Source organism: Gordonibacter faecis (genome assembly GCF_030077735.1).
GTDB lineage: Bacteria > Actinomycetota > Coriobacteriia > Coriobacteriales > Eggerthellaceae > Gordonibacter > Gordonibacter faecis.
The window spans coordinates 274,672-286,199 of sequence record NZ_JASJEU010000022.1 but is presented as its reverse complement, the minus strand read 5'-3'; the positions used below and the strand labels follow the sequence as shown (position 1 = coordinate 286,199).

9 protein-coding genes are annotated in these 11,528 nt (G+C 63.1%); 6 read left to right on the top strand and 3 right to left on the bottom strand.

The window, feature by feature from the left end; genetic code table 11:
• Positions 1-149: 149 nt before the first annotated feature.
• Complete coding sequence (locus tag QNJ86_RS11935; RefSeq protein ID WP_290996512.1) at positions 150-785, bottom strand: IMPACT family protein; 636 nt, start codon at positions 783-785, stop codon at positions 150-152.
• Between the two features lie 171 nt (positions 786-956).
• On the opposite strand from QNJ86_RS11935, the gene QNJ86_RS11930 reads away from it, so the two are divergent.
• Positions 957-3,107, top strand: a complete 2,151-nt coding sequence (locus tag QNJ86_RS11930; RefSeq protein WP_283832855.1) for a serine/threonine-protein kinase — start codon at positions 957-959, stop codon at positions 3,105-3,107.
• 92 nt (positions 3,108-3,199) lie between these two features.
• On the opposite strand, the gene QNJ86_RS11925 is transcribed toward QNJ86_RS11930, so the two are convergent.
• Together QNJ86_RS11925 and QNJ86_RS11920 are read right to left on the bottom strand one after the other, a co-directional pair.
• The gene (locus QNJ86_RS11925) at positions 3,200-4,084 is read right to left on the bottom strand and encodes a PfkB family carbohydrate kinase (protein ID WP_283832854.1); all 885 of its coding nucleotides are present in this window, start codon (positions 4,082-4,084) and stop codon (positions 3,200-3,202) included.
• A gap of 141 nt (positions 4,085-4,225) precedes the next feature.
• Positions 4,226-4,420, bottom strand: a complete 195-nt coding sequence (locus tag QNJ86_RS11920) for a DUF6724 family protein (RefSeq protein WP_283832853.1) — start codon at positions 4,418-4,420, stop codon at positions 4,226-4,228.
• Between the two features lie 153 nt (positions 4,421-4,573).
• Between QNJ86_RS11920 and QNJ86_RS11915 the strand changes: the two genes are divergently transcribed.
• From QNJ86_RS11915 to QNJ86_RS11895, 5 genes are all read left to right on the top strand, one after another.
• Positions 4,574-7,351 (top strand): hybrid sensor histidine kinase/response regulator, encoded by a 2,778-nt coding sequence (locus tag QNJ86_RS11915; protein WP_283832852.1) that lies wholly within the window; start codon positions 4,574-4,576, stop codon positions 7,349-7,351.
• A 92-nt stretch (positions 7,352-7,443) separates the two neighbouring features.
• Positions 7,444-8,733 (top strand): serine--tRNA ligase, encoded by a 1,290-nt coding sequence (gene serS / locus QNJ86_RS11910; RefSeq protein ID WP_283832851.1) that lies wholly within the window; start codon positions 7,444-7,446, stop codon positions 8,731-8,733.
• A gap of 31 nt (positions 8,734-8,764) precedes the next feature.
• Complete coding sequence (locus QNJ86_RS11905) at positions 8,765-9,589, top strand: hypothetical protein (RefSeq protein ID WP_283832850.1); 825 nt, start codon at positions 8,765-8,767, stop codon at positions 9,587-9,589.
• Between the two features lie 175 nt (positions 9,590-9,764).
• A complete protein-coding gene (locus tag QNJ86_RS11900; RefSeq protein ID WP_283832849.1) occupies positions 9,765-10,175 on the top strand; it encodes a cyanophycin synthetase family protein in 411 nt (136 codons plus the stop codon).
• Positions 10,172-11,437, top strand: coding sequence for an aminotransferase-like domain-containing protein (locus QNJ86_RS11895; RefSeq protein ID WP_283832848.1), 1,266 nt, complete (start codon positions 10,172-10,174; stop codon positions 11,435-11,437). The genes QNJ86_RS11900 and QNJ86_RS11895 overlap by 4 nt, the downstream gene beginning before the upstream one ends.
• Positions 11,438-11,528 lie beyond the last annotated feature (91 nt).

The following is an 11,528-nucleotide window of genomic DNA, read 5'->3' as shown; positions in this document are numbered from 1 at the left end:
CTGCGAAACCATCGCAGGCCGCCGTAGAAGACTCGGGCTGGTAGCCTGAGTAAGTCCAAGAATCCTGCCGCACGCCCTAAGGGGCGATCTCTGCCAATCCGGACCTCATCACGTGCAGAGCTGGTTTCGGCATACTTGTTTTGCGCGCTCTAAAACGGGGCGTCTACAGGTTCGCTCACGTCTACTCGTTCTTGGCCGCGTTCCAACTCCGTCAGTTTCAGCAGCAGGGGGTCTTGGGTGCCGTCTAGCATGCGGAGGCGTAGAGTGACTTCGTCGTCGAAGGCGGTGTCGAGGACTTTGGCGCCGCAGTCGGCGGCCATGCGGGTGAACTGGTCGTACTTGGCGTACGCCAGCCGCACTTCGATATCCACGCAGCGCGATACCACCACTAACTCGGCCGCCTCGATAGCGGCTTGCGTTGCTTGGGTGTAGGCGCGCACGAGGCCGCCGGTGCCCAGTAGGGTGCCGCCGAAATAGCGCGTGACCACGGCAATCACATCCGTGAGCCCCGCGTGCTGCAGGGTTTCCAGCGTGGGTAGGCCGGCCGTTTTCTGGGGCTCGCCGTCGTCGGAATACCGCACGCGGCCCGACGCGCCCGCGCCGCCCTCGCGCAGCACGTAGGCGTACACGTTGTGGCGCGCCATCCGGTTCGCCGCGCGCACCTCGTCCAAAAAGGCCAGCGCCTCGTCCTCGGTCTCTACGTGCGCCAAGCCGGCGATGAACCGGCTCTTCTTCTCTTCGATCTCGGCGAACGCGCGCCCTGCGATGGTGGTATAGGAAGTCATGCGGAAAGTGTACCACGCACCAGTGCGGTCGATGCCCTCCATCAACCTAACCCTGCCCCCTGGCGTATGCATTATGACCAACCGCGGCGGATGCGCTATCATGTTCGATGCGGGCGAGAAATGCCGCCCGCCGCTTTCTGAACCGAACCGAAACGACAGCATGGAAGGCGCATGGCACGCAACACGCTCATATTGGATCGTTATCGCCCCATCGAAGAGGCCGGCGCCGGAGGTTTTGGCACGGTCGTTCAGGCGTGGGACACGCGCATCCAGCGCAAAGTGGCCATCAAAATTATTGAACTGAACGAAGTGGACGCGGCTCGCGCGGCGCTGCCCGGGGCGAACGCGGTTCGACATCCGGCGGGTACCCACGCGCATGAACGTGCGGAAGGTGTTGCTGCGGCGGGCGAATCGCCTGTTCAAAGCACCCATGAGCTGCCGCGTTTCGAAGAAGTAGACTTGGACGAAGCGCCCCCCTGGGACGAACCCGCCGCGCCCAGCGACGCGCCCCCTTGGGATGAACCCGGCGCGTTCGCACTCCCACCCATCCCCAATCTCACCTCCGACCGCACGCCCACGCCGGCCGACGACGACCCCTTCGACCCCTTCGACCCCTACGGCCTCGCGCCCGTGCGTTCGATGGCGCACATCCCGGGCCTCGACGAGGCGCGCACGGCGGCCATGCTCACCGACCCGAACATCGTCACGGTGTACGACTTCGAGGTGGGGGATCGCACCGCCTACCTTATTATGGAGTTCGTCGAAGGCGTCACGCTCACGCGCCTGTTGCGCGACTACAGCGACTACCTCACGCTGGACATGGTGGCGGCCGTGTTCACGTCGGTGGCCCACGCGCTGGAGGTGGCGCACGAAAACCAGGTGCTTCACCTGGACATTAAGCCTGACAACGTGCTCATCAACCGCCAGGGTCAGGTGAAGGTTACCGACTTCGGCCTGGCCACGCTGGCCGACGCGGGCGGGTTCGGCGCGGCGGGCGGCGGCACCATTGGCTACATGCCGCTGGAGCAAATGCGCAGCGAAAGTTTGGACGCGCGCTGCGACGAGTGGGCGCTCGCCTCGGTCACCTACGAGATGTTGGCTGGTCAGAACCCTTTTATCGCCCCCGACCTCGACCGCGCCGAAACGGCCATCGAAGACGCGGAACTCGTGCTGCCGTCGCTGTGCTGGGATGAGCTAGACCCAGCGGCCGACGATGTGATCTTCTACGCGTTGGACCCCGACCGCGAGCAGCGCTACGACAACGTGACCGACTTCGCCGAAGAAATGGAGAAGTTCCTGGGTGATGCCAAGCGCGGCCGCCGCGAACTGACCGTGCTGGTGGGCGACGCCCAAGGTGAGGGCGAAGACGAAGAAGAGGAAGACATCGCGCCCGCGCCCCGTCCGCCGCGCCCCCCGCTGCGCGAACGCCTCACGCCGTTCCACGCGAAAGTGGCTGCGCACCTCATAGGCGCGCTGGGAAGTGCCGCCGTAGCCTTTGTGGCGCTGGCGAACTTGCCCCAGGTGGGAGGCCTCGACGGAATCCTCGGAGCCGCAGGCCCGCAGACGCTTTTGTTCTGGGGACTGTTCGCGCTCATCACGCTGGCGGGCGCGCTCAAGTCGCACCTGGGCGCGCTTCTGGCGTACTGCGCGCTGGGTATTGTGCTGGTTGCGCAGAACGCCCCTGCTGCCGGTTGCGTGTTTTTGGCGGCAACAGGTACATGGTGGTACTTCGCCGGCCGCGCAGGGAACGCTGCGGCAAACGCAACCTTTGCGGTGCCGCTTGCGGGGGCAGTGGGAGGCAACCAGCTGGCACCGCTGGCGGCAGGGTTATTCCTCACGCCGGCGCGCGCGTTTGGTACGACGGTATTCTCCCTGGTAGTTGCCGTGATCTTGGGGTCATTTGGTGAAGGAACGCTGCTCGGCTGGGGCGCCTTCACTCACGGGTTCTTCGCAGGCGTCGATGTGCAGGCGAACCTCGCTACGCTGCTCACGCAGCCTGCCACCTGGTGCATCGCGGTCAGCTGGCTGGCCGCGGCTCCCGCACTTGCCGCCTGTCGTCTTCGTCCGTCGCGCGTGCTCGCCGCTCTCGGCGTGCTGTTGGCAGCCGCTCTGCTAGCAGCCGGCATCTGCGCCGCCGCCTGGTTCGCATCAAGCGGCCACACCTGGGTCCCGTCCACCCCAGCCCTCATCTCCACCATTCTAGCTATACTCGCCCTGATCATAGCCACCTGGCTCACCCCACCAACACCACGCGAACAAGCATGGGACAACTACGCAGACTACGCAGACTACCCAGACGAAGAAACGGCCTACGAGGACTAGCATCCTCGCAGGCCATCAAGCAAGTCATTCACACTTTTGCGGCGACCGAGGGACTGTTGTTGCAGCCCCTACGGCCAATCCGCCAACCGCTCCTACCCCAGCAGTTCGCACACGTTCCCCAGCAGGGGCTCGAAACTTACGCCGCGGGCTTCGAACTCGGGTTGCTGGGCGCTCACAATCATGGCGTCGTGCACGAAGTCGCCGGCGAAGCGCACGGCTTCTTCCAGCGTGCGGCCCGCCATTACGGCCGCCAACAGGCACGACGCGTACAAATCGCCTGTGCCGTGCAGCATGTAGGGCAGATACTCGTTGTGCACTTCCACCGTTTCCATATCCGTACCGCCCACGAAGTTGCGGATGCACGTCTCGCCCTCGCGCTGGATGCCCTTCAGCACCACGTGCTTCGCACCCTTCGCCACCAGGGCATCCACCAGGCGGTGTGCCTCAGCGTCAGAAATATCGGTGCCGCCCCAGTCCTCGCCGATAGGCTCGCCCAAAATGATGGCAGCCTCCGTCAAGTTTGGCGTCAAAATGTCGGCCCCGCAGGCCAACTCGGCCATCGCGTCGCACAGCTCCGGCGTGTACGTGGGGTACACCTTCCCGTGGTCGGCCATCACTGGGTCAACCACGCGCAGCGCGCTCGGGTACATCGCGTACAGGTCGCGAATCCGTTCCACCTGCTCAGGTGCGCCCAAAAAGCCCGAGTACACCGCGTCAATTTCCACGCCAATGTTCTTCCATGCCGCCAAATAGTCGGCCAGCATGGCGGTGGTGTCGTGCATGTACCAGCCGGGAAACGCCGTGTGCGACGAGAACAGCCCGGTGGGCACGGGGCACACGTCGCAGCCCGCGGCCGACAGCACCGGAATGGCCACGCCCAGCGAGCACTTCCCGTAGCCACACAAATCGTGCACGGCGGCCACGCGCGGAATGTAGGCGCCTTCGCGCTGGTAGAGGTGCAAAGCGGGTTCGCTCATGAGGTTCTCCTTCTTCGGTAGGGGTTGCTGAAAGAATGGTACGGCCGCCGCGCGCACGCACGCGAAGCGTTGCCGAGTTGAAAACGGGCGCCCGCAAGCGCCCGTCGTCGTCTGGTTGAAACAGCCGGCGCGGCGCGCAGGCTACTTGCTGTTGTCCTCATCATCGTCGAAGAACGACCAATCGTCCTCGCTCGCCTCGCGGTTCGCGAAGCGCTTGCGCGTGCGGCGTTCCATAATCACGCATGCGATCAGGCTCAACACTAGGCCAATGCCAATGAGGCACCCAACGCCCTCAAACGTGTTAAACAGGAAATTGTAGAGTTCCCCAAAATCCATGAGCTGCCTCTTCATCCTATCGGTAGGGCCAACCACCGGGCCGACCCCTCGTAACTTCATTTTGTGGGTAGAGTATACTATGCCATTGCAATTTCAGGATACCTTCGCAAGAGAATCCTTCAAGATACGGAAGAATGAAAAGGTTGTGGGTGCATGCGTGCGGGAAATCAGCCGGAGCACGGCAGACAGGTTGCCATCTACCTCCTTGCTGTTTTCATCGTCGTGGTTGTGTTGGGCGTGGCTATCGGGCTGATTGGTTCTATCGATCACAAGCTCAAGCAAAGCGCCGAACAACAAGCCATCACGTTCACCGAGCAAACGGCCGGCAACGTGGCCGACCGGGCCTACATCGTGCAGCAGGCCATCGGCGCGTTCGAGGTGCAATCCACCGATCCCGCGGCGGTGGTGCCGGCACTTGCGGGCATGACGAAAAGCTTCGGGCTGGCCGGCGCCGCGTTCACGGATATGAACGGCGAAGGCCTCGACGAAAAGGGCGAGCCCTTCTCCGTCTCCCAGCTCACGCAGCCAGAAACCGCGCTGTCGCGCGCCGAAGAATCGTTCTCTAACACCTTCCAACTGAAAGACGGCCGCCACGTGCGCATGGCGCAGCGCCCGCTGTACATCGACGAGCAGCAGGTGGGCGCCCTGTTCGTGCAAATTCCGCTCTCGCTGTTTTCCATGCCTGTTGACCTGGACATGTTCGACGGCCGCGGCTACTTCTTGCTGTTCGACAGCGCTTCTGGCGAGATTCTGGTGAAGCCCACCGACCGCACGGACGTGCCGGTGGAAGATGGTGAAACCATCTACGGTTTCCTGGAGAAATCTTCCCAACCCACCGATTTTGAGGGCATGCCGGCGGGTGGCGGTCTTGAAGCCCTGCGCACTGCGGTGGCGTCCGGGCAGACGGGCCTGGGCGTGAGCCTCATCGACGGCAAGCAAAGTTATGTGTGCGTGGCGCCGGTGGGCCGCGGTAGTTGGTCGGTGTGCAACATCGTGCCGGTGGCGAACGTGCGCGCCGAGGCCTCGTCGGTACTCACGGCGTTCCAGGCGATATTCCTCATGGTGGTGCTGTGCTTCGCCGGCGTGCTGGTCATCACGCTGAACGCGTATCGCAAAAGCATGACCGAGCGCACAGTGTCCATGAAAGCGCGCCTGTACAAAGCCTTGTCCGATAGCTTGGATATGGCCGTGAACCTGTATTGTCCCGACGACGGCACGGTCACACCCATTGTGGCGAAGGCTGCGCGCATCACGGGCTACTCCATGCCCGAGCTCATCAGCGACCCCAGCGTTCCTGACAACCTTCGTCTGTCCGACGAGGGTCGCACGTTGCTTGAGCGTCTACGAGCAGGTCAGCAGAACGAAATTGCGCACGGTACGTTCTCGTTCACCTTCCAAGGCACCGGCGAGCCGCGCTGGACCTCCTACGCCACCGCGCCTTTGTGCTATGACGGCAAATTCCAGGTGCTCGTGGCGCTGCAAGATGTGACCACCGAGAAGGAACTCGAAGAGTCCATGAAAGACGCCATGATGGCGGCGGAAGCGGCTAACCACGCGAAATCCGAATTCCTGTCGCGTATGAGCCACGAAATGCGTACGCCGCTCAACGCCATTTTCGGCATGCAACAGGTGATGCGCATGCATCCCGGCGACGTCGAAAAGGTGGATGCAAGCCTGTACAAAATAGGGTTGGCCTCCGATCAGTTGCTTAACCTTATTAATGATGTGTTGGACATCGCGAAAATTGAAAGCGGCAAAATGACGCTTTCGAGTGAGCCATTCCGCCTCTCAAGCTTGGAGGAGCACGCTATTGCGGTTATTGGCCCGCAGTGCGAACAGAAGGGCCAGACCTTCGAAGTAAAGGGCGCGCAGGATGAAGAGGTGTTTGTCGGCGATTTCAAGCGCCTGTGTCAGCTGCTTATTAACCTGCTGACGAACTCGGTGAAGTACACCGACGAGGGCGGCAGCATTCGCATGACGGTGTCGGTGCGCCCGGTGTCCACGGCGCTGTATCGCTGCGTCACGTTTGTGGTGGCCGACACGGGCATAGGTATGAGTGACGAGTTCAAGGAGCACCTGTTCGAGCCGTTCATGATGGAAGGCCGCTCGAACGCGCAGGGCACGGGCCTGGGCATGCCCATTGTGAAGAACATCGTGGCCATGATGGGCGGCTACATTCACGTGGACACGGCCATGGGTCAGGGCACCACGTTCACCATTGCCGTGAATCTGCGCGTGGCGCTGGACTCGGAGCGACTGGAGTTTGAGCAGGCCGAACGCGTGAAGGCAGAAGAGGAAGCGGCCGCGCGAGGGAAAGATGCCGCATCTGGCGAAGACGAAGGCGGGGCGGCTGGTGTGGGTACCCCCGCGCTTCCGTCAAGCGCGCTGTCCGATGAGGTGCGCCGCGTGGCGTCCCGCAGAGTGCCTGGTCGCGGGCTAGGAGTTGGCTCAGCCGGCACGGGCTCCTCCGCTGCCAACGCCGACGAGGAACTCCTGTGCGGCGCGCGCATTCTTCTGGCCGAGGACAACGACCTCAACGCCGAAATAGCGTGCGAGCTGTTGGGCGCACGTGGCCTGCTGTTGGAGCGCGCGCAGAATGGGCAGGAAGCGTGCGATATGTTCGACCGCTCGCCCATCGATTACTACGATGCCGTGCTCATGGACGTGCAAATGCCCCTGCTCAACGGCTACGAAGCCACGCGCAGCATCCGCGCGTTGCCTCGGCCCGACGCCACCTCTGTACCCATTGTGGCCATGTCCGCCAACGCGTTTGCCGAAGACGAGCGCGCCTCGGCGGAAAGCGGCATGAACGCGCACCTGTCAAAACCCATTAACGTGGGGAAGGTTATATCGTGCCTGGCCCGCGAGGTGCGCCGCCGTCAAGCGGGCGGTAGGGGCGCGACCGGCGGGGATGCCGAGGCCGTGGAGTAATGCGGGCCGCGCGCACCCGTGCGCTATACTGTACTCATCGAAAAACCGCGACAAATAAACCGCGACAATCGCAAGCAAGAAGGAGCGCGACCATGCTAGACATCCGATACGTCCGCGAGAATCTTGAGGCCGTCACCGAAGCGATGAAGAACCGCCACGCTTCCTGGGATGCTGCGCGCTTCTCCCAGCTAGACGAAGAGCGCCGCGCCGCCATCACGCAGGAGGAAGCGCTGCAGGCCGAGCGCAATGCTGCGTCGAAGTCCATCGGTGCCATGATGGCCGAAGGCAAGAAGGACGAAGCGGAGGCCGCGAAGGAGCGCGTGCGCGCCATCAACGACGAGCTGGCTTCCATCGGGGCTGTGCGCGAAGCGGCCGATGCCGCCCTGCGCGATTTGCTGCTGGCCACGCCGAACATGCCGGCCGACTCCACGCCGGTGGGCGACGACGAAGACGACAACCCCGAGGTGCGTCGCTGGGGCACCCCGCGCGACTTCGCGGCCGAGGGCTTTGAGATGAAGCCCCACTGGGACTTGGGGCCTGAACTGGGTATTATCGACTTCGAGCGCGCCGTGAAGCTGGCCGCGAGCCGCTTCATTTTGCTGGGCGGCCTGGGCGCTCGTCTGGAGCGCGCGCTCATCAACTTCATGACCGACACGCACACCTCCCGCGGCTACAAAGAGTGGTGGTGCCCGGCCATGGCCAACGCCGAAACGCTCACGGGCACGGGCCAGCTGCCGAAGTTCGAGGAAGACCTGTTCCATACCACCGAAGGCCTCTACCTCATTCCGACGGCCGAGGTGCAGCTCACGAACATCCACGCCGGCGAGACGCTGGACGCCAGCCAGCTGCCGCTGAAGTACTGTGCGTTCACGCCGTGCTTCCGCGAAGAGGCCGGCAGCGCGGGCCGCGACACACGCGGGCTCATTCGCGTGCACCAGTTCGACAAGGTGGAAATGGTGAAGTACGCCAAGCCCGAGGAAAGCTTCGACGACCTTGAGGCCATGGTGGCCGACGCCGAGAACATCCTGCAGCTGCTGGGCCTGCCGTATCGCGTGATATCGCTCTGCACCGGCGACATTGGGTTCTCCGCCGCGAAGACGTATGACCTGGAAGTGTGGCTGCCGTCGTACAACGGCTACAAGGAGATTTCGTCGTGCTCCAACTGCACCGATTTCCAGGCGCGCCGCGCGAATATTCGCTATCGCGACCCCGAGAACTTCAAGGGCTCGCGTTACGTGCACACGCTGAACGGGTCGGGCCTGGCCGTGGGCCGCACGATGGCCGCAGTCATCGAGAACTATCAGCAGGCCGACGGCTCCATCAAGGTGCCGGACGTGCTGGTGCCCTACATGGGCGGCGTCGAGGTTATCGCGCCGGAGTAGCGCGGCAAGGCGAATCAGCGCAGGTGAGTGCGTGACCCGGAAACGCAAGAAGACAGAACAGGCGACGAGCGCCTCGACTTCACGTCGGGGCGCGTCGGCCTCTGAGCAGCGCTCTTCGGTGCGCACGTCCGCGCGCACGAATTCGGGCCGCGGCGGGGAAGAGACCGAGGGGTCTTCCCGCTCGCGCAAGCGCGTGGCGAAGAAGCGTCGCCGCTGGCCTTATATAGTAGTGCTGGTGCTGTTCGCCTTAGTGGTAGCGGTGGCGGGCCTGTTTTCGTGGGACCGCTGGATGCGCTACGACGACAGCCTGGAATTTGTGGGGGAGTGGCAGGTCAAAGGCACTTCTACCGTCATTGTGATAGACAAGGAATCCGTCAAACTCACCGAGGACGTGGTCTACGGCTACACGCTGGACACGGGCGCAAAAACGCTGGAGCTGACGTTTGGCAACAAGGGCGGGCACGGCCGCTACCGCTTCTCGCCCGACCGTACGCGCCTGTTCATTGTGGAAGGCCCGGACTATTCGGGCACGTCAACGCTGTTTGAGGATATCGGCTGGACGGCGCAGAACCTCGTGCGCGCCCTCCAGGGTGAACCGCCGCTGGAATATGCCGACGGTGAAGGCGTGACATCGCTGGTGCGCGTGTCCCATGACGGCGCCGCTGTGCCGCGCACCGACCCCTCGCTGGTTGCCCCCGCGCCCGCCCCCGCCCCCTCGGCCACGCCCGATGATCAGGGGAAAGACGCTGCAAAGGACGAGGCCCCTCAGTCAACCCCCGACGACACAAAGAGCGCCGATCCTGGCGTCCCCGCCACTCCCGGTGAAATTTTCGACGTCAACGACGTAGCTGCATGAGTAGCCTCCCTACAACGTGTATCCCCGTAGGGATGCTCTCCAGAGCATCCGTTCGCGCAACGCGCGAAAATACAATTGAGGTAATCCCTGCAGGTCCCGTTGGGGCGACTCACGAATCGCCCTTTCGCGCAACGCGCGAAAACGCAATCGGCATAACCCTCGCAGGTGCGCCCGCATGACCCCCCTCACTATCGACCGCCTCGTCGTGCAAAACGACCGCGTGATCTGCGAGGTCACCCTCGCGCCCACGGCCCCGCGCCTCACCACGCCCGCGCTGGCCGCCCGCATAACGCACGCCTTCCCCAACCTTCCGCGCCACGCTTGCGTGAACGACGAAGGCGACACTTTCGGGGCTGTCATAACCCACACCACGCTGCCGCACGTGCTGGAACACCTGGTAATCGACCTGCAAACGCGTGCCGACCCGCACCCGGACGCCGTGTACGTGGGCACCACCGAATGGCTTGACGAATTCGCCCGCCGCGCCCGCGTGGAGGTGAGTTTCACCGACGATTTGGTCGCTTTGCGGGCTTTTCGCGATGCGGCACACTTTCTGAACGAGGCGGTGGTACGCTACGCGTCATGACTTCAGCTCACCTCACATTCGACCAGACGGGCGAAAAAATCGCCGAGCGCGTCGTGAAGATGCGATCTTCCGCTGTGCGCGATCTGTTCGCCGCCGCGTCACGCCCCGACGTAATCTCGCTCTCGGGCGGCATGCCCGACGTCTCGCTGCTCCCGCAAAGTGCCATCAAGAAAGCGGTTCGCGCCGTGTGCGAAGATGAGCGTGCCGTGGCGCTGCAGTACGGCTCCACCGACGGCCGCGTGCAAACGAAGCAGGTATTTTGCGACCTCATGCGCGACATCGGCGTGCGCACCAAGCCCGAAAACGTGCTTATCACCTCCGGCGCCCAGGAAGCGCTCGACCTTCTGTCGAAGGCGTTCATCAATCCGGGCGACATCATTCTGGCAGAAGGGCCTACGTACCTCGGCGCGTTGCAGGCATTTTCCGCCTATGAGCCGGACATTCACTGCATCCCCTTCGACGACGAGGGCATGCGCATGGACTTGCTGGAGGAAGAGCTCGCGCGCATTGGCAAAGGCAATCCGCGCCTGAAATTCCTCTACACCATCCCGAACTTCCAGAACCCCGGCGGCGTGACCATGTCATCCGCGCGCCGCAAGCGGCTGTTGGAGTTGGCGGCTGAATACGATTTCATGGTGCTTGAGGACGACCCCTACGGGCGGCTGCGCTACGACGGCGGCCACATGGTGCCGCTCAAAGCGCTGTCCGACGACGTTATTTACCTGGGCACTATTTCTAAGGTGTTCGCGCCGGGCCTGCGCACGGGCTGGATTGTAGCGCCGAAACACGTACTGTCGAAGGTGAACCTGGTGAAGCAGGGCACCGACTTGTGCGGTAGCTCGTTTGATCAGGTGGTGGTGGAGCACTACTTCACCGACACCCCCTGGCAGAAAACGTTGCAGAAATTTGTGAGCACCTATCACGAGCGGCGCGACGCTATGCTGGCCGCGCTCGACGAGTATTTTCCGGCCGAGGCCTCATGGACGCGCCCCGACGGCGGTTTCTTCGTGTGGGTCACCCTGCCCGAGTATTTCGACACCGCGTCTATGCTGAGCGAGGCGCTTGAGGCGGGCGTCACGTACGTCCCGGGCGACAGTTTCTTCCCCGACGGCAAAACCGGGAAGAACTCCATGCGCATCAACTTCAGCTTCGCCCCACCCGAAAAGCTGAACGAAGCCATAAAACGCCTCGCCAAAGTAATCAACGAACGCCTCGAACTGTACCGCGTCTTCTTAGATGCAGGTGCCATTAAGGTTGATTAACCCGCCGGGCGAACGAAGAATAACCTCCGCGTCTCTGACCGGAGCGAGCAAAGAGCAACCTCCGCCCTCTCAAGGCGGAGTGAACAAAGAG

Coding starts and splice junctions, on each gene's coding strand:
- QNJ86_RS11930 (WP_283832855.1), top strand. CDS start 957: ATGGCACGCAACACGCTCATATTGGATCGTTATCGCCCCATCGAAGAG.
- QNJ86_RS11920 (WP_283832853.1), bottom strand. CDS start 4,420: ATGGATTTTGGGGAACTCTACAATTTCCTGTTTAACACGTTTGAGGGC.
- QNJ86_RS11900 (WP_283832849.1), top strand. CDS start 9,765: ATGACCCCCCTCACTATCGACCGCCTCGTCGTGCAAAACGACCGCGTG.
- QNJ86_RS11895 (WP_283832848.1), top strand. CDS start 10,172: ATGACTTCAGCTCACCTCACATTCGACCAGACGGGCGAAAAAATCGCC.
- QNJ86_RS11915 (WP_283832852.1), top strand. CDS start 4,574: ATGCGTGCGGGAAATCAGCCGGAGCACGGCAGACAGGTTGCCATCTAC.
- serS (WP_283832851.1), top strand. CDS start 7,444: ATGCTAGACATCCGATACGTCCGCGAGAATCTTGAGGCCGTCACCGAA.
- QNJ86_RS11925 (WP_283832854.1), bottom strand. CDS start 4,084: ATGAGCGAACCCGCTTTGCACCTCTACCAGCGCGAAGGCGCCTACATT.
- QNJ86_RS11935 (WP_290996512.1), bottom strand. CDS start 785: ATGACTTCCTATACCACCATCGCAGGGCGCGCGTTCGCCGAGATCGAA.